Here is a 16,954-nt window from a genome sequence, read left to right on the forward strand (position 1 = left end):
CATGCCCTGTCACTTTCGTTACCTGCCTGCCACCTTGCGCGTGGTGTCCGCCCACGGCGAGGCGCTCAGTGTTGCTCGGGTGCAACCGGCAACACCGTCGCGACTGGCCTGCGAAACCTTCATCGCCGAGCGCTTCCGCTGCGTCCACGGCGCGCAGATCAGCCAGTTCATGCCCGAGCTGTTTGCCGTCACCGATGCAGACGGCGCACTGCATGCGATAGCCGGTGCGCGGTTGGCGGCAAGTGCAGCGCTGTTTCTCGAGCAGTACCTCGATGTACCCATCGAGCGGCTGGTCAGTGAGCGCATGCAAGGCTTGGTGCGCCGCAGCAGCATCGTCGAAATCGGCAACCTGGCCGCCGTCGACACCGGTAGTGCGCGGCTGAGCATCGTCGCCCTGACCTACCTTTTGGCCAGCGCCGGGCTGGAGTGGGTGACCTTCACCGGTGCCGCTACCCTCACCAACAGTTTTCATCGCCTCGGCCTCGAACCGCAGGCGCTGTGCCTCGCCGACCCCCTGCGCCTGGGCGAGCAGCGCCACGCTTGGGGCCGTTACTACCAGCAGCAGCCGCAGGTGCAGGTGGGCAATATCCGCGCCGGTTTCACCCACTTGCGCGAGGCCGGCATCTTCGCCCGCCTGGGCCTGGACGCCGAAGGCGGGCAGGTGAGCCATGTCGCCTGAGCTGGAGCAGTTCCATCAGCGGCTGCGCGGTCATGCCCAGCGCGACGCGCATGCCGTGGCGCTGCTCGGCGATCAGCGCCAGGTCAGCTACGCCGAACTGCTGGATGAGGTCGAGCGGCGTCGCCTGTGCCTGCGTGAGCGTGGCGCGAGGGTGGTGGCGTTGCTGCTGGACAATGGCATCGATGCGATGCTGTGGGATCTGGCCGTGCTGTTCGAAGGCCTGGCCTGCGTGACCTTGCCGGGCTTCTTCACTGCGGCGCAGCGCAGCCATTGCCTGGCGCGCAGTGGCTGCGACGTGGTGATCGCCGAACCTGCCCTGGACGATGAGTTGCGTGCCGCCGGCTACCGCCCGGGGCCGTTCTGGCAGCGACCGGTGGCGCCCGGGCAGTTATTGCCCGGCACCGCCAAGCTGACCTTTACCTCCGGCACCACCGGCACGCCGAAAGGGGTGTGCCTGAGCGCCGCCAGCGTGCTCGGCGTGGCCCAGGCGTTGCACCAGGCCAGCGCGGTCAACGCACCGCGCCAGCATCTGGCGCTGTTACCGCTGGCGGTGTTGCTGGAGAACATCGGTGGCTATGCCGCGTTGCTCGCTGGCGCGTGCCTCAGCCTGCCCAGCTTGCAGCGGGTTGGCCTGCACGGTGCCAGCGGGGTCGATGCACCGCGCCTGTTCGCCCTGTTGGCCGAGTCTCGGCCGCACAGCCTGATTCTGGTGCCGCAATTGCTGCAACTGCTGGTGCTGGCCGCCGAGCAGGGCGCCTTCGACCCGCGCGGCCTGCGCTTCGTCGCGGTGGGTGGGGCCAAGGTGTCGGCGTCTTTGCTGGCGCGGGCGCAGCGGGTAGGACTGCCGCTGTATGAAGGCTACGGCCTGTCGGAATGCGCCTCGGTGGTGTGTCTGAACCGGCCCCAAGCTCAGCGCTCCGGCAGCGTCGGCCTGCCGTTGCCCCATGTGCAGGTGCGCCTGGCCGAGGATGGCGAGGTGCTGGTCAAGGGCGCCACGCTGTTGGGTTACTTGGGTGAGCCGGCGCCGGCCGAGGGCTGGTGGCCGACCGGTGACCTGGGCTGGTTCGACGCCGACGGCTACCTCTTCCTGCGTGGGCGCAAGAAGCATCAGTTCATCACCAGCTTCGGGCGCAACGTCAACCCGGAGTGGGTCGAGGCCGAACTCAGTCAGGGCGGGGTCATCGCCCAGGCCTTGGTGCATGGCGAAGCGCAGGCGCACAACCACGCCTTGCTCTGGCCGCACGACCCGGCCATTAGCGACCAGCACCTGGCCGAGGCCGTGGCCCGGGCCAATCAGGGTCTGCCCGATTACGCCCAGGTCCACCGCTGGAGCCGCCTCAACGAGCCTTTCAGCACCGCCAACGGCTTGCTCACCAGCAACGGCCGTCTGCGCCGCGACGCCATCATCGAGCGCTATCGCGCCCTGCTCAGTGCCACCCTGCCCACCGAGGACATCACCCCATGAGCTTCTTCGAGACTTTGCAACACGCCACCCGCCGCGAGCGCCAGACCCTGTTCACCTTGCCGATCATCAGTGACGCACTGCAAGGCCAGGTCAGCCTCGAGGGCTATCGCGGCTTTCTCACCCAGGCCTATTACCACGTGCGCCACACCGTGCCGTTGATGATGGCCTGTGGTGCGCGACTGCCGGCGCGGCTGGAGTGGTTGCGTGCTGCGGTGTGCGAATACATCGATGAGGAATACGGCCACGAAGCGTGGATTCTCGACGACCTGCAAGCCTGCGGCGGTGATCCACAAGCGGTGCGTGACGGCACCCCGGCGTTGCCCATCGAGCTGATGGTGAGCTTTCTCTACGACCTGATCGCCCGGGGCAATCCGGTGGGCTTGTTCGGCATGGTCAACGTGCTCGAAGGCACCAGCATCGCCCTGGCGACCCAAGCCGCCGGCAGCGTGCAGAGCCGCCTGGGCCTGCCCGACACGGCGTTTCGCTACCTCAATTCCCATGGCGCGCTGGACGTCGAGCACATGCAGACCTACCGGCGCTTGATGGACCAACTGCAAGACCCGGCCGACCACGCGGCGGTGATTCACGCCTCCAAGGTGGTGTATCGCTTGTACACCGACATGTTCCGTGGCCTGCCGCGGGTCGAGGAGTCTGCCCATGCGCTGGTCTGAGGCGCGGGTGGTGCTCACCGGGGCCAGCGGCGGCATCGGCCTGGCGATTGCCGAAGGCTTGTGCGCAGCCGGCGCCCAGGTGCTGGCGGTGGCGCGGCACGAACAGGCCTTGCGCGGCCTGCTGGCGCGCTACCCGCAGCAAGTACGCTGGGTACAGGCCGACCTCACCCGCGCCAGCGATCGCCAGCAGGTGGTGCAGGCCGCGCAGCGCGCTGGCGGCTGCAACCTGCTGATCAACGCCGCCGGGGTCAATCGCTTCGCCCTGCTCGAACAGCTCGATGACGACCAGGTGCAGGCGATGCTGGCGCTGAATGTCGCCGTGCCGATCTGCCTGACCCGCGCGCTGTTGCCGCAACTGCGCATGGCCGGGGAGGCGAGGGTGGTGAATGTCGGCTCGACCCTGGGCTCGCTGGGCTACCCCGGTTACGCCACCTACAGCGCCAGCAAGTTCGCCTTGCGCGGCTTTTCCGAAGCGCTGCGCCGCGAGCTGGCCGATACCCAGGTGAACGTGCTGTATGTTGCCCCGCGAGCCACCCGCACCAGCATGAACAGCGCCGCTGCTCAGGCCCTGAACGAGGCGCTCAACAGTGGCGTGGACGAGCCGCAGGAGGTGGCCGCTGCGGTATTGCGGGCGATTGCCGGCGGGCGTCGCGAGCTGTTTATAGGCTGCCCGGAACGGCTCTTCGTGCGCCTCAACAGCGTGCTGCCGAAACTGGTCGACTGGGCGCTGCGCAAGCACCTGCCGTTGATTCGCCGGTTGAGCCAGAAACCCACCGTGGAGGCAGCGAAACCCTGAGTGCGGCCAAGCCTGTACTTTTCCAGGGATCGCTTCTACCTTCAGCAGCGCCAGGCCAGGGGTGCCGGGCGCTGCTGGCCGACAAGACTGACTGAGCGAGGCGCGGGTGCGGCTACTACTGATCGAAGATGACGTCGCCCTCGGTGAGGGCATCCACCAGGCGCTGCGCCGCGAGGGCTATACCGTCGACTGGCTGCAGGACGGCAGCAGCGCGCTGCATGCCCTGCGCAGTGAAAGCTTCGACCTTGCCGTGCTCGACCTCGGCCTGCCCAAGCTCGATGGCCTGGAAGTGCTGCGCCGCCTGCGCCAGGGCGGGGCGGCGCTGCCGGTGCTGATTCTCACCGCCCGCGATGCCACGGAAGACCGTATCGCCGGCCTCGATGCTGGCGCCGACGATTACCTGGTCAAGCCGTTCGACCTGGCCGAACTCAAGGCGCGCCTGCGCGCGCTGCTGCGGCGCAGTGCCGGACGCGCCAGTGCGCTGATCGAGCATGCCGGCATCGTCCTCGACCCCAGCAGCCAGCAGGTCAGCTACCAGGGCCAGCCGGTGGCGCTGACGCCCAAGGAATACCAACTGCTGCACGAGTTGCTCTCGCCGCCGGGGCGGGTGATGTCCCGCGAGCGCCTCACCCAGTTGCTCTACGGCTGGAGCGAGGAGGCCGAAAGCAACACTCTGGAGGTGCACATTCATCACCTGCGCAAGAAGTTCTCCGCCGAGCTGATTCGCACCGTGCGCGGTGTCGGTTATCGGCTGGAACCCAAGCGATGAGCTCGATTCGCCGCCGCACCCTGACCCTGATCATCGGCCTGCTGTTGGGCGGGCTGCTGATCATCAGCCTGCTCAACCTGCACGACAGTCGCCACGAAATTGCCGAGGTGTACGACGCGCAACTGGCGCAGAACGCTCGCCTGCTGCAAGGGGTGATGCGCATGCCGGTGGCCGTGGGCGAGCAGGCGGCGCTGTATCAGGCATTCAACAAGGCGTTGGGCGAGGCCGCGCCGAAGGTCGACGGGCATCCCTATGAGCGCAAGATTGCCTTTCAGGTCTGGAACCAGCAGAACGCGCTGCTGGTGCAGACCGCCAGCGCGCCGCGCTTCGAACGCCCGCCAAGCGAGCCTGGCTTCAGCGATGTCACCGACCTCAACCAACGCACCTGGCGCGGCTTCGTCTTGCTCGATGCGCAGCATCAGTTGCGTATCTGGGTCGGCGAGCGTGACGACGTGCGCGCCGACCTGGTGCAGCGCATCGTGCGTCACACGCTATGGCCCAACGTCATCGGCAGCCTGATTCTCGCGGCGCTGGTGTGGCTGGCGATCGGCTGGGGCCTGCAACCACTGGCCGATCTGGCGAGCACGCTGCGCGCGCGGCATGCCGGCTCGCTGGAGCCCTTGCACCTGCTGCCGCTGCCCAGCGAACTGGAACCGATGCAGTCGGCGCTCAACCGCATGCTGGCGCAGATCGAGCAGGTGCTGGCGCGCGAGCGGCGCTTCATCGCCGATGCCGCCCACGAGATGCGCACGCCGCTGGCGGTGCTGCGGGTGCACGCGCAGAACCTGCTGGAAGCAGGCAGTGCCGAGCAGCAGGCGCAATCGCTGCACTACCTGATCAGCGGCGTCGATCGCACCACCCGGCTGGTCAACCAGTTGCTGACCATGGCCCGCCTCGAACCCCGTGCCAGCAGCGCAGCGTTGCCTGCCATCGATTTGCAGGCCAGCGTGCGCGAGAGCCTGGTGCAGCTCACCGCCTGGCTGCTCGATAAAGGTCTGGAGCTAGAGTTCGATGTGCAACCTGGCGACTACCATGCCCGCGTCGATGTCGGCTGGGTCACCATCGCCTTGCACAACCTGCTGAGCAACGCCGCCCACGTCTCGCCGCCCGGCGCCACCATCAGCGTGACGCTGAGCAGCGCGCCAAGCCATTTCAGTCTGAGTGTCGCCGATCGCGGCCCGGGCATCGCCGAGGCTGACCGCGAGCGGGTCTTCGAGCGCTTCTTCAGTTCAGGCAACGACCAGGGCGTAGGCCTGGGCCTGACCATCGTGCAGACCATCGCCGAGCGCCTGGGCGGCGATGTTCGCCTGGACAACCGCGCAGGCGGCGGCCTGACCGCCACCTTGCGCATCGCCCGGCGCTGAGCGGCTACAGCGAACGTAGAAAGCCCATCAACAGTTCGCGTTGCGCCGCCGGCAAGGCGCTGAAGCGCTCGCGGGCGGGTCGTGCTTCGCCGTCGTGCCAGAGGATCGCTTCTGTCACAGTGCGCGCGCGGCCGTCGTGCAGGTAACCGGCGCCGGGGGTGATCACTTCGCTCAGGCCCAGGCCCCACAGCGGTGCGGTGCGCCATTCACGGCCGCTGGCCAGGTAGTCGGGGCGATGGTCGGCCAGCCCTGCGCCCATGTCGTGCAGCAGCAAGTCGGTGTAGGGCTCGATCGGTTGCCGCGACAACGCCGGGTAGTTGGGGTGCTGGCCGGTGGTCAGGCGCGGGATGTGGCATTGCCCGCAGCCCAGCTCGCTGAACAGTTGCTCGCCCTGTTTGATCGGCGCGGCGTCGCGCTTTCGCCGAGGCGGTGCGGCCAGATGCGCCAGGTAGAAGTGCAGGGCGCTCAGGCGCTGGGCGTCCAGCTCGGGCTGTGGGCCGCGTTCGGCCTGTTGGCACTCGATCTGGGCTGGCGTGCAGTTCTGCTGCGGATACAGCGCCGTAGTGATGCCCAGATCACCGTGCAGGGCGCTAGCGATCTGTTGCGGCAGATCGGGCTGGTTGGCCTTGAGGCCGAAGCGGCCGACTTCCAGGCGCTGGCGCTCGACGCTCCACACCCAGTTGACCCGCCCCGCAACCCCGTCCGCCTTGGGCGCTGAGGCCAACTGCTGCAGGGTCTGCGCGTCGACAGCTTCCAGCAGCCCCAGGCCGAACACCGCGCTGCCGACACGTGCCGAGGTCTGCACGTCGTTCAGCGCGCCGTAGGCCAGTTCGCTGAAGCGGATGCGCGGCTCGCGCAGCTCGACGCGCTGGCCGTCGTCGAGGGTCACCTCGCTGTACTGCCAGTCAAGATGTGCGCGGCCTTCACCGGGGACGCCGGGAATGCCGTTTTCATTCAGCTGATCACCATACACCGGGTGCGGCAGCACGCCGCCGTGGGCATCCGTGCCCGGCACCGAGAGGCGCACCAGCATGCTGCGCATCGGCGCCTCGGAATCACCTGGCGCCTGGCCGCGACCGTTGCGCGGATGGCAGGCGATGCAGGTGATGCGGTTGTACAGCGGGCCGAGGCCCTGGGCGGATTCATCGGCCGAGGGCGCGATCACCCAGGCCTGACGAAACAGGCCGCGGCCTTTGAAGAACTGGTCGAGCTGGGCGTCGCTGGCAAGCGCCGGCAGCGGCTGGGCGAAGGCTTCCCGCTGCACCTCGGCGTGCCCCCCGGCGCTGAGCAGCAGGCCAAGGACGAGCAGGGCGCAGCGCGTGTTCACAGGCCCATGGCCTCGAGCAAACGCTGCGCCTCGGCCTGCCGCTGGGCGCTGTAGAACTGCCAGGCGATCTCTTGCTGGCCCAGCGGCTCTTGCTCACTGGTAGGCACGCTGTCCATGCCCGCCGAGGGACGCGCGGCGAACAGCGCAAGCAATGCCGGTGCCTCGGCAGCGCTGGCGCTCACTGGCGGTTCGCTGAGGCAGGCGCGCACGGCGCTGAGGTCATGCCCGGCGGCTTCCCCGGCATGAATCCGCTGCCACAGCGCATTGAGGCGCTCGTGGGGTTGGCCGAGCCACTGCACGAACAGCGACGTGACCAGCGCCAGGCGCTCGGCACTGCTGTTGTGGTAGGCGAAGGTGCCTCGTTGCGCGCTGCGGAACGAGTTGGGGTAATGCGCCGGCAGGCTGCGGTAGACGTCTGGGCGTACCGGCAGCTTGCGGATTTCCGGGTCGGCCAGCAGCCGTTGTCCGGCCTCGGACAGCACGAAGCGCACGAAAGCGCGTGCGCCATCGGGGTGTTTCGAGGCCGCACTGATGGCGATATGCGCTGGGTTCAGGCCGCCATGCACGGGGTAGGTGAAGCGTACCGGTTGGCCGTTGCTGATCGCCGAGGCGACGAAGAAGTCGATCGAAAGGCCCAGCGCCGAGCGACCGCTGGCCACCTCGTCGCTGACCAGGCTGCCGCCGCGGCTGACCAGCCTGGCGCGCCCGGCCAGCTCGCTCCACAGCGCCCAGCCGCGTTCCCAGCCGTAGGCCTGCAGAACGATATCCAGCAGCACCGGCGCGTAGCCGACCCGTGCCGGGTCGGGCAAGGCGATGTGTTCGCGCAGGCGCGGGTCGAGCAGGTCAGGCCAGTCTTTCGGGGTTGGCGCGCCCAGTTGCAGCAGCCGTTGCGGGTTGCTGGCAAAACCGTAGCCGGCAAGCTCGGTGGCCTGGTAGCGCGCCTGCGCATCACGCAAGGGGGTGGCGCCAATGCGTGCCGGCAGGCCACGCAGGTCGACGCCCAAAGGTTGCCAGGCGTTTTCTGCTGCCAGGCGCTCGAAGTTACCCGGCGACGGCGCCCAATACACATCGACGCCGCCTTGTTCGGGCTGGCGCAGCCAGGGCAGGGCATCGTAGCCCTGGCGCCAGAGGATCTGCACGCGCCACTGCGGATGAGCTTCGCTGAAGGCCTCCTCGAAGCGGCTCATGACTTCTTCCGGGTAGCTGGTCATGACCACCACAGGTTCGCCGGACGCGGCCAGCGCGCTCATCGACCACAGGGCCAGCAACCACGGCTTAAAGCGGCGCATTGAACTGCACGAACAGGGTTCTGCCCGGCTCCGGATAGCCTTCGCTGTAGCTGTACAGGCGGTCGAACAGGTTGCGCACGCCGGCTTCCACCTTCACGTCATTGCTGAAGCGGTAGCCGCTCTTGGCGTTGTACACCGCATAGCCGCTGGAGGTTTGCAGACCATCCGAGGTGTTGTAGCGGCGTGAGGCGGCCTCGACGCTGAAGGTGTGCTGCCAGGCGTCGAGGTTCCACACCGCCGAGGCGAACAGGTTGTGCCGGGGAGTATCGATGGGGTGCAGTTCGGGGTTGCTGCGGTTTTCCCGGTCGAGGTAGGTGTAGCTGGCGCCCAGTTCCCAGTCGCCGACTTCGCCGTTCAGGCCCAGTTCGTACCCGCGGTTACGCGCCTTGGCGATGTTCTGATACTGGCCGCAGGGGGCTGCGCAATTGTCCTGGGCCGGCACCGTGACCTGCTGGATCGAGTCGTCGATGTTGCTGACGAACAACGCCGCATCCAGGCGCCACTGCGGCGTCAGCGCGCCGCTGTAGCCCAGCTCGTAGTGGGTGGCGCGTTCGGATTTCAGGTCGGGGCTTGGAATCACCGTACCGAAACGCGTCGAGTAGCGGTCCTTGATGGTGGCGAATCGGGTCTTGCGCGCCACGGTCAGGCGCACCTGGCCGTCGTGGTCGAACAGCGGCTGGGTGTTCATGAACAGGCCGAGCTGGCCATTGACCGCGTCGTCGCTGCCGGTGGGTTCGTCGTACAGCGTCTTGACGCGCGGCGAGCTGGCATTGGTGCCGTAGTTCTCGGCATCCAGGCTCTTGCGGTAGTTGTACGACACACCGCCGACCAGGCTGAACACCTCGTTCAGGCGCAGGGTGTCTTCGAAAGCCAGCGATTGCGTCTGGTCGCGGAAGTGGGTCTGCGGGTCGCCGCCATCCCGTGAGCGGTGAATGTCTTCCTTGAAGTGGTAGGCGATGCCTAGACGGTTGGCCTCGGTCACGGCCAGATCACCCTCGACCGAGAAGCCGCTGGACTCATCGTCGTACTTGCTGGGGAAACCGTTTTGCAGTGCGCCAACTTGGCCCAGGTCGTACTGGTAGCTTTCCAGCGAGTTCTTGAAGGTGTCATGGAAGACCCGGGTTTTCAGGCCATGCTCGCCAAAGCGGGTGTTGGTGCTCAGGTACAGGCTGGTCTTGTCCCACTGCGGCCATTGCCACCAGCGCTTGCGCTGGCCGGTGGTGGGCAGCTCGCCCGCGTAGGGCGGCTGGCCTTTGCGGCCTTGCTGTTGCACGTAGCCGAGCACGTACTCATCGCCTTCGACCGGGGTGAAGCCGAGCTTGAAGCTGAACTTGCCATCGCGGCGCTGGCTGTTTTCGCGGCGGCCATCGCCCTGCTGCAGGTTATTGGGGCGGAAATCGTCCGAGAGCATGGTGTAGTCATAGTCCACGTACGACACGCCACCCTGCATCCACCAGTTGCCTTGGTTGCTGCCCAGGTTGGCGTAGCTGCGCCAGGCGTTGGGGTTGCCGTGGTCGGTCATCTCCAGGCCGCCGCCCACCTCACCTTCGAAGGCTTCGCTGGGACGACGGGTAATCAGGTTGATCGCGCCGCCCAGGGCGTTGGGGCCGTACAGCAGCGACGAGAAACCTTTCGACACCTCGATGCGCGACAGGTCGTAGGTGGTGAAGCGACCCAGGTCGATGTTGCCGTCGTAGGGTACGTAGGTGGGAATGCCGTCGATGAACACCGGCACTTGCAGGCGATCGAAGCCGCGCACCGACACTACCTGCTCGGCCCGACCACCGATGTAGCCGAGGTTGACCCCCGGAGCCAGGGCCAGCGCCTGGCCGACCGTTTCGCGGTCGAACTGGCGAATGTCCTTGAGCTCGACGGTGGTGCTGCCGGTGGCGAGCTTTTCGTCTTCCGGCGCCGAAATACGGATTTCGCCGAGGGTGAAAGCGGGGCTATCGGCGAGGGCGAAGGGCGCGGCGCTGGCGACGATGGCCAAGGTCAATGCCCGAGAAGGTGCGACGTTCATGACAACTCCTGTCGTGCATGCCACCGTGTTCGGCGGCCTTATTATAAATTTTTGGATATAGCGACTCGTTCGCGCGCTGATGGCACGGCCGCAGCCTGGGTGACCAGGCTGTGCAAGAGTTCTTTAGTTGTTTGATGTCAGTGTGGCGTCGCGAATAGTAGCGGCGTAGATGTCGAAATGACATCGATATATATAAATATATATAGCGTTAGAGGGGCTAAATCGGGCGATAGAGGCGGCTTATTGCGGGCTGATGGCGAGGCAAATGGCACGCGCTTGTACGCTGTGTCTGCCAGTGCAGGCCTATTAATAAAGCGGCTGGCTCGACCGTTATGCAGGGGTAGACGCTGTCGCGAGATTGACCCGGGCCGGGTTTAATCCTGCATTAATCGCTGTATTCTTCACTCCGGCTGACCCGGGGCCCAGTGCGGGCGGCCCCATTGGCATGCGCCACGGGGGCGTTGAACCGATTTTTCCGGGCCTGGTCTTAACGCCTCGTGCAGCGCACTCACTCGATCAAAGGAACCGGCAATGAACCCACACCTCTCCACCCTCAACCGGGAACGACGCTTTCTGGTGCTGCTTGGAGTGATCTGCCTGTCGCTGATCGGCGGTGCGCTTTATATGCAGGTGGTGCTCGGTGAGGCGCCGTGCCCGCTGTGCATCCTGCAGCGCTATGCGCTGTTGCTGATCGCGGTGTTCGCCTTCATCGGCGCGGCGATGCCAGGACGGCGCAGCCTGACGCTGTGCGAGGGGCTGGTGGTGGCCAGTGCCATTGGCGGCATCATTGCGGCGGGCAACCATGTCTATATACTCGCCAACTCCATGGTCAGCTGCGGCATCGATACCCTGCAGCCGATCGTCGACGACCTGCCACTGGCCAAGCTCTGGCCGCTGGCTTTCCAGGTCGATGGTTTCTGCAGCACGCCGTACCCGCCGATCCTCGGTTTGTCGCTCGCGCAGTGGGCGCTGGTGGCCTTCGTACTGACCGCGATTCTGGTGCCGCTGGGCATCCTGCGAAATCGCCGCCGCGGGTAGACAAAATGCCGCACCCTGAGGGCAGTCGAATCCCCTGACGTTCGACCCGGTCTTTCCGCCACAGGCCCTGCGCCAGACCTGCAAAGCCTTATGCCATGCGGCTTGCAACGGGATGGGTAGGGGTGCGACAAACTGTCGCAAAGCTGACATTGTGCGGCTCATTGTTACCGCATGCGTAAAAGACTGTTGCTCAATAAGTCATAGTCACCAGCAGCCCAGCTAACTACAATCGCCCCCAATTTCCGTTCGGCAACTGCTTGCGAGTCGCAGGATAGAAGGAAGCTTCAGCCTCCTTTTTGCTGACTTCGTCGAGTATCGCCCTACGGCGATCCCGGGCGGATACCCCTCCGCGTTTTCTCGCACCAAATGGACTTGGTCTGAAGCACAGGCCGTTTGCCTAAGATACCTAAGCACCGTTGAGCACGCTCCAAGCCAGATCCTGCAGTCGGATCACAGGCAGGAGCGAATTCGAGCGAAAAATGCTAACGCTTGGCAGGACGAAGTGTTGGCTACCAAAACACAAATTGCATTGAAGCAAGCTGATCTAGAGGTCGTGAGATGAGTAAAAAGCGTTACCCCAGACTGTTCGGCATATTGCCCGTTTTAGGCATGCTTTTACTCAGTGGGTGCAACTGGACCCTGCTCGACCCGAAGGGCCAGGTCGGCATTGAGCAAAAGAACCTGATCCTGATCGCAACCGGCCTGATGCTGCTGGTGGTGGTGCCGGTCATCATCATGACCCTGGCCTTTGCCTGGAAGTACCGTGCTTCCAACAAAGCCGCCACCTACACCCCTGACTGGTCGCACTCGACCAAGATCGAAGCCGCGGTGTGGATCATCCCGATCCTGATCATCATCGCCCTGGGCTACGTCACCTACCTCTCCACGCACCGTCTCGATCCCTATCGTCCGCTAGACTCCGACGTCAAGCCGGTACAGATCGACGTGATCGCCCTGGACTGGAAATGGCTGTTCATCTATCCCGAGCAAGGCATTGCCACGGTGAACAAGATCAACTTCCCGGCCAACACTCCGGTCAATTTCCGCGTGACCTCCGATGCCGTGATGAACTCGTTCTTCATTCCGGGTCTGGGCGGCCAGATTTACGCCATGGCCGGCATGACCACCAAGATTCACCTGATCGCCAACGAAGAAGGTGTATTCGACGGTATCAGCGCCAACTACAGCGGCGCCGGTTTCACCGGTATGAAGTTCAAGGCTACTGCTACCTCCCAGGAAGAGTTCGATGCCTGGGTCGCCGAAGTGAAGCGGTCGCCGTTGAAACTGGACAAGGCAACGTACGACGCCTTGGCCAAACCTAGCGAAAACAACCCAGTTGCGCTGTACAGCGTGGCTTCGCCTGACCAGTTCCAGATCATCGTCGACAAGTACGCTGGTATGAAACGCGGTGGTCCGAACCACGAACAGGAAGGCAGCAAGGATCTGGCCACAACCCAGGGTGTTGAGTCGAGTAAGCAATCAGCTGCCGGGGCAGAGGAGTAAGAGATGTTCGGTAAATTAAGTCTGGAGGCGATACCCTATCACGAGCCGATAGTCATGGTGACGCTTGCCATGATCGCGCTCGGTGGTCTCGTCGTTGTCGGCCTGCTCACCTATTTCCGCAAGTGGACCTACTTGTGGACCGAATGGTTGACCACGGTTGACCACAAGAAAATCGGCGTGATGTACATCATCGTCGCGATGGTCATGCTGATTCGCGGCTTTGCTGACGCGATCATGATGCGTACACAGCTGGCGGTCGCTACCGGCGGCTCCGAAGGCTATCTGCCGCCTGAACACTATGACCAGATCTTCACCGCTCACGGTGTGATCATGATCATCTTCATGGCGATGCCGTTCTTCACCGGTTTGATGAACCTTGCGGTTCCGCTGCAGATCGGTGCCCGTGACGTGGCCTTCCCGTTCCTCAACTCCCTGAGCTTCTACCTGCTGCTGGCAGGCGTGCTGCTGGTCAACATCTCGCTGGGCGTCGGTGAATTCGCCAAGACCGGCTGGGTTGCCTATCCGCCGCTTGCGGGTATTCAGTACAGTCCTGGGGTGGGTGTCGACTACTACATCTGGGCGCTACAGCTATCAGGTCTGGGTACCACACTGACCGGCGTGAACTTCCTCGTCACCGTGATGAAGATGCGCGCCCCTGGCATGAAACTGATGGACATGCCGATCTTCACCTGGACCTGCACCTGGGCCAACGTGCTGATCGTCGCTTCGTTCCCGATTCTGACTGCCGCACTCGCTCTGCTGACCGTTGACCGTTATCTGGACTTCCACATCTTCACCAACGAGCTTGGTGGGAACCCGATGATGTACGTCAACCTGTTCTGGGCGTGGGGTCACCCTGAGGTGTACATCCTCATCCTGCCGGCCTTCGGTGTGTTCTCGGAAGTCACCTCGACCTTCGCGGGCAAGCGCCTGTTCGGCCACCATGCGATGATCTACGCCTCGGGCGCGATCGCCGTACTGGGCTTTGCGGTCTGGCTGCACCACTTCTTCACCATGGGTGCCGGCGCCAGCGTCAACACCTTCTTCGGCCTGGCGACGATGCTGATCTCCATCCCGACCGGTGTGAAGCTGTTCAACTGGCTGTTCACCATCTACCAGGGCCGTCTGCGCTTCACCGCGCCGATCATGTGGACCCTGGGCTTCATGGTCACCTTCTCGATCGGTGGTATGACCGGCGTTCTGCTGGCCGTGCCAGGTGCTGACTTCGTTCTGCACAACAGCCTGTTCGTGATCGCTCACTTCCACAACGTGATCATCGGCGGTGCCGTCTTCGGCTACATCGCTGGCTTCTCCTTCTGGTTCCCGAAAGCCTTCGGCTTCACCCTGAACGAGAAGTGGGGCAAGGCTGCGTTCTGGTTCTGGATCTCCGGCTTCTACGTGGCCTTCATGCCGCTGTACGCGCTGGGCTTCATGGGCATGACCCGTCGTCTGAACCACTCCGACAACCCACTGTGGGAACCCTACCTGTACGTCGCCGTCGTCGGCGCCTTGCTGATCCTGTTCGGTATCGCCTGCCAGCTGATCCAGATCTTCGTCTCGGTCCGCGATCGCAAGCAGAACATGGACGTCACTGGCGACCCATGGGGCGGCCGTACTCTGGAATGGTCCACTTCGTCGCCACCTCCGTTCTACAACTTCGCTCACATGCCTGAGAAAGTTGGTCTGGACGCTTGGCACGAAGCCAAGGAAGCCGGTGTTGCCTACAAGGTTCCGGCCAAGTACGAAGCGATCCACATGCCGAGCAATACCTCGACCGGTTTGTTCATGGGCCTGCTGCTGACCGTCTTCGGCTTCGCCTTCATCTGGCACATCTGGTGGCTGGTAGGTCTGAGCCTGGTTGCGACCATCGCCGTCTTCGTTCGCCACGCTGCGCGTGACGATCAGGGCTACATGGTTCCGGCTGAAGAAGTGGCGCGTATCGAAGGTGAACGCCATCGGGCTCTGCAGCTCGCCGGTGTGCCTACCAATGGCGCACGTGTCGAAACGTTTGAACGGGTGTAATCAATGTCCAGTCAAGTAATTCACGGTGACGCTCATGGCCACGACCATGGGCACGACGATCACCACCACGACTCGGGCCAGATGACCGTACTCGGTTTCTGGCTGTACCTGATGACCGACTGCATCCTGTTTGCGTCGCTCTTCGCCACCTACGCGGTGCTGTCCGGCAGTTTTGCCGGCGGCCCGTCGGGTCATGACATCTTCCAGCTCGACTTCGTGCTGGTAGAAACCGCGTTCCTGCTGCTGTCCTCGATCACCTTCGGCTTCGCCATGCTGAAGATGTTCGCCGGTAACAAGGCAGGCGTACTGGGCTGGTTGGCAGTGACCTTCCTGTTCGGTGCGGGCTTCATCGCGATGGAAATCTATGAATTCCATCACCTGATCGGCGAGGGTTACGGCCCGCAGCGCAGTGGCTTCCTGTCGGCGTTCTTCGCGCTGGTCGGCACCCACGGCCTGCACGTGACCGCCGGCCTGATCTGGATGGCGATCATGATGTTCCAGATCAACAAGCACGGCATCACGCCGACCGCCAAGACCCGCATGAGCTGCCTGAGCCTGTTCTGGCACTTCCTCGACGTGGTCTGGATCTGCGTCTTCACCGTCGTTTATCTGCTGGGGGTTCTGTAATGGCCAATGCACACGACACGCATCACGACGACAGCCACGGCAGCGTGAAGTCGTACATGATCGGCTTCGTACTGTCGATCATCCTGACCGCGATCCCGTTCGCGCTGGCCATGTCGCCGATGCTGCCGAAGAACCTCACGGTTCTGGTGATCGTCGCCATGGCAGTGATCCAGGTAGTGGTACACCTGGTGTACTTCCTGCACATGGACCGCTCCAAGCAGCAACGCAACAACGTTTCGACGTTCCTCTTCACCGTCATGGTGATTGCACTGTTGGTCGGCCTGTCGCTGTGGATCATGTTCAGCATCCACATCGAAATGATGGCCAAGTGAGGTAAGTCTGCATGTCCGTGAAGCACTTCATCCAGATCACCAAGCCGGGCATCATCTTCGGCAACGTGATTTCCGTGGCAGGTGGTTTCTTCCTGGCTGCCAAGGGCCACGTGGACTTCGCGCTGCTGCTGGCGGTGATCGTCGGCACGTCCCTGGTGGTCGCTTCCGGCTGTGCATTCAACAACTGCATCGACCGCGACATCGACCAGAAGATGGAGCGCACGAAGAACCGCGCCATGGTTCAGGGCGCCATGTCCCTGCCCGTGGCGCTGCTCTACGCCACCCTGCTCGGGGTGGCCGGCTTCAGCCTGCTGTACGTCCAGGCCAACCCGCTGGCGGCGTACTGCGCACTGATCGGTTTCGTGGTTTATGTGGGCTTCTACAGCCTCTGGCTCAAGCGTAAGTCGGTGCACGGCACCCTGGTCGGCAGCCTGTCCGGTGCCATGCCTCCGGTGATCGGCTACTGCGCCGTCAGCAACAGCTTCGACCTGGCAGCCTTCACGCTGCTGGTGATGTTCAGCCTGTGGCAGATGCCGCACAGCTTTGCCATCGCCATCTTCCGCTTCAAGGACTACAGCGCGGCCAACATTCCGGTTCTGCCGGTGGCGCGCGGTGTTCTGGCGGCGAAGAAGCAGATCGTGCTGTACGTGCTGGCGTTCGTGCTGGCCACCTTGATGCTGACCCTGGGCGGTTACGCCGGCCTGGGTTACCTGGTGGTCGCAGCGGCCATGGGCCTGTACTGGCTGTACATGGCCTGGGGTGGCTACAAGGCCGAGGACGACAGCAAGTGGGCGCGCAAGGTGTTTGGTTTCTCCATCCTCACCGTCACGGCCCTGAGCCTGATGATGTCGGTGGACAGCCAGACCGCCGCCGACGTGCTGATGACCTACGCACGCTGATAGCCCGGCAGTTGCTGCACTGAAAACCCCGACGCTCGCGTCGGGGTTTTTTATTGGGCGGCGTAAAGCCTGAGCGCCGCATTCCATGCAAAGCATCTGAAAATCATCCATTAAACAGGAAATAGTCGTTTACAAGCGGCTGTTTCCGGCAGT

The 16,954-nt window shown here is 64.0% G+C and carries 15 protein-coding genes; 12 read left to right on the forward strand and 3 right to left on the reverse strand.

Going from position 1 to position 16,954, the window contains the following annotated elements:
• Window position 1 precedes the first annotated feature (1 nt).
• The 6 genes from H618_RS0115570 (at window position 2) to H618_RS0115595 (ending at window position 5,744) form a co-directional block, all read left to right on the forward strand.
• Window positions 2-679, forward strand: a complete 678-nt coding sequence (locus tag H618_RS0115570; protein ID WP_028695949.1) for a thermostable hemolysin — start codon at window positions 2-4, stop codon at window positions 677-679.
• On the forward strand, window positions 669-2,144 hold the full coding sequence (locus tag H618_RS0115575) for an AMP-binding protein (RefSeq protein ID WP_028695950.1): 1,476 nt from the start codon (window positions 669-671) through the stop codon (window positions 2,142-2,144). Before H618_RS0115570 ends, H618_RS0115575 begins: the two co-directional genes overlap by 11 nt.
• Window positions 2,141-2,815, forward strand: coding sequence for an iron-containing redox enzyme family protein (locus tag H618_RS0115580; RefSeq protein ID WP_028695951.1), 675 nt, complete (start codon window positions 2,141-2,143; stop codon window positions 2,813-2,815). Before H618_RS0115575 ends, H618_RS0115580 begins: the two co-directional genes overlap by 4 nt.
• Window positions 2,802-3,611: an SDR family oxidoreductase gene (locus H618_RS0115585; protein ID WP_028695952.1), complete on the forward strand. Its 810-nt coding sequence runs from the start codon at window positions 2,802-2,804 to the stop codon at window positions 3,609-3,611. The genes H618_RS0115580 and H618_RS0115585 overlap by 14 nt, the downstream gene beginning before the upstream one ends.
• A gap of 106 nt (window positions 3,612-3,717) precedes the next feature.
• Window positions 3,718-4,380 carry a response regulator gene (locus H618_RS0115590; RefSeq protein WP_028695953.1) on the forward strand — a complete coding sequence of 221 codons (663 nt, stop codon included), beginning with the start codon at window positions 3,718-3,720 and terminating at the stop codon, window positions 4,378-4,380.
• Window positions 4,377-5,744: a sensor histidine kinase gene (locus H618_RS0115595; RefSeq protein ID WP_028695954.1), complete on the forward strand. Its 1,368-nt coding sequence runs from the start codon at window positions 4,377-4,379 to the stop codon at window positions 5,742-5,744. The genes H618_RS0115590 and H618_RS0115595 overlap by 4 nt, the downstream gene beginning before the upstream one ends.
• A gap of 4 nt (window positions 5,745-5,748) precedes the next feature.
• Here H618_RS0115595 and H618_RS0115600 read toward each other — a convergent pair whose 3' ends face one another.
• The 3 genes from H618_RS0115600 to H618_RS0115610 are packed head-to-tail and all read right to left on the reverse strand — an operon-like array spanning window position 5,749 to window position 10,380.
• Window positions 5,749-7,071, reverse strand: a complete 1,323-nt coding sequence (locus H618_RS0115600; RefSeq protein ID WP_028695955.1) for a di-heme oxidoreductase family protein — start codon at window positions 7,069-7,071, stop codon at window positions 5,749-5,751.
• Window positions 7,068-8,360 carry an ABC transporter substrate-binding protein gene (locus tag H618_RS0115605; protein WP_081673791.1) on the reverse strand — a complete coding sequence of 431 codons (1,293 nt, stop codon included), beginning with the start codon at window positions 8,358-8,360 and terminating at the stop codon, window positions 7,068-7,070. Before H618_RS0115605 ends, H618_RS0115600 begins: the two co-directional genes overlap by 4 nt.
• Window positions 8,347-10,380, reverse strand: coding sequence for a TonB-dependent receptor plug domain-containing protein (locus H618_RS0115610; RefSeq protein WP_033727718.1), 2,034 nt, complete (start codon window positions 10,378-10,380; stop codon window positions 8,347-8,349). The genes H618_RS0115605 and H618_RS0115610 overlap by 14 nt, the downstream gene beginning before the upstream one ends.
• A gap of 531 nt (window positions 10,381-10,911) precedes the next feature.
• On the opposite strand from H618_RS0115610, the gene H618_RS0115615 reads away from it, so the two are divergent.
• The 6 genes from H618_RS0115615 to cyoE all read left to right on the forward strand — a co-directional run bounded on the left by H618_RS0115615 (window position 10,912) and on the right by cyoE (window position 16,801).
• Window positions 10,912-11,418 carry a disulfide bond formation protein B gene (locus tag H618_RS0115615; protein ID WP_028695958.1) on the forward strand — a complete coding sequence of 169 codons (507 nt, stop codon included), beginning with the start codon at window positions 10,912-10,914 and terminating at the stop codon, window positions 11,416-11,418.
• A gap of 558 nt (window positions 11,419-11,976) precedes the next feature.
• Entirely contained in the window at window positions 11,977-12,921 is a 945-nt protein-coding gene (gene cyoA / locus H618_RS0115620) for a ubiquinol oxidase subunit II (protein ID WP_028695959.1), read from the forward strand.
• Between the two features lie 3 nt (window positions 12,922-12,924).
• The gene (gene cyoB, locus H618_RS0115625; RefSeq protein WP_028695960.1) at window positions 12,925-14,943 is read left to right on the forward strand and encodes a cytochrome o ubiquinol oxidase subunit I; all 2,019 of its coding nucleotides are present in this window, start codon (window positions 12,925-12,927) and stop codon (window positions 14,941-14,943) included.
• A gap of 3 nt (window positions 14,944-14,946) precedes the next feature.
• Entirely contained in the window at window positions 14,947-15,570 is a 624-nt protein-coding gene (cyoC, locus tag H618_RS0115630; RefSeq protein ID WP_028695961.1) for a cytochrome o ubiquinol oxidase subunit III, read from the forward strand.
• Window positions 15,570-15,902 (forward strand): cytochrome o ubiquinol oxidase subunit IV, encoded by a 333-nt coding sequence (gene cyoD, locus H618_RS0115635; protein WP_028695962.1) that lies wholly within the window; start codon window positions 15,570-15,572, stop codon window positions 15,900-15,902. The genes cyoC and cyoD overlap by 1 nt, the downstream gene beginning before the upstream one ends.
• Window positions 15,903-15,913: 11 nt before the next feature.
• Complete coding sequence (gene cyoE, locus H618_RS0115640; protein ID WP_028695963.1) at window positions 15,914-16,801, forward strand: heme o synthase; 888 nt, start codon at window positions 15,914-15,916, stop codon at window positions 16,799-16,801.
• Window positions 16,802-16,954 lie beyond the last annotated feature (153 nt).

The sequence above is a fragment of the Pseudomonas cremoricolorata DSM 17059 = NBRC 16634 genome, assembly GCF_000425745.1.
In the GTDB taxonomy this organism is placed as follows: Bacteria; Pseudomonadota; Gammaproteobacteria; order Pseudomonadales; family Pseudomonadaceae; genus Aquipseudomonas; species Aquipseudomonas cremoricolorata.

What these genes read in the sequence shown, in the direction of transcription:
- H618_RS0115570 (WP_028695949.1), top strand. Translation starts at nt 2, where the DNA reads ATGCCCTGTCACTTTCGTTACCTGCCTGCCACCTTGCGCGTGGTGTCC.
- H618_RS0115575 (WP_028695950.1), top strand. Translation starts at nt 669, where the DNA reads ATGTCGCCTGAGCTGGAGCAGTTCCATCAGCGGCTGCGCGGTCATGCC.
- H618_RS0115580 (WP_028695951.1), top strand. Translation starts at nt 2,141, where the DNA reads ATGAGCTTCTTCGAGACTTTGCAACACGCCACCCGCCGCGAGCGCCAG.
- H618_RS0115585 (WP_028695952.1), top strand. Translation starts at nt 2,802, where the DNA reads ATGCGCTGGTCTGAGGCGCGGGTGGTGCTCACCGGGGCCAGCGGCGGC.
- H618_RS0115595 (WP_028695954.1), top strand. Translation starts at nt 4,377, where the DNA reads ATGAGCTCGATTCGCCGCCGCACCCTGACCCTGATCATCGGCCTGCTG.
- H618_RS0115605 (WP_081673791.1), bottom strand. Translation starts at nt 8,360, where the DNA reads ATGCGCCGCTTTAAGCCGTGGTTGCTGGCCCTGTGGTCGATGAGCGCG.
- H618_RS0115610 (WP_033727718.1), bottom strand. Translation starts at nt 10,380, where the DNA reads ATGAACGTCGCACCTTCTCGGGCATTGACCTTGGCCATCGTCGCCAGC.
- H618_RS0115615 (WP_028695958.1), top strand. Translation starts at nt 10,912, where the DNA reads ATGAACCCACACCTCTCCACCCTCAACCGGGAACGACGCTTTCTGGTG.
- cyoA (WP_028695959.1), top strand. Translation starts at nt 11,977, where the DNA reads ATGAGTAAAAAGCGTTACCCCAGACTGTTCGGCATATTGCCCGTTTTA.
- cyoB (WP_028695960.1), top strand. Translation starts at nt 12,925, where the DNA reads ATGTTCGGTAAATTAAGTCTGGAGGCGATACCCTATCACGAGCCGATA.
- cyoC (WP_028695961.1), top strand. Translation starts at nt 14,947, where the DNA reads ATGTCCAGTCAAGTAATTCACGGTGACGCTCATGGCCACGACCATGGG.
- cyoD (WP_028695962.1), top strand. Translation starts at nt 15,570, where the DNA reads ATGGCCAATGCACACGACACGCATCACGACGACAGCCACGGCAGCGTG.
- cyoE (WP_028695963.1), top strand. Translation starts at nt 15,914, where the DNA reads ATGTCCGTGAAGCACTTCATCCAGATCACCAAGCCGGGCATCATCTTC.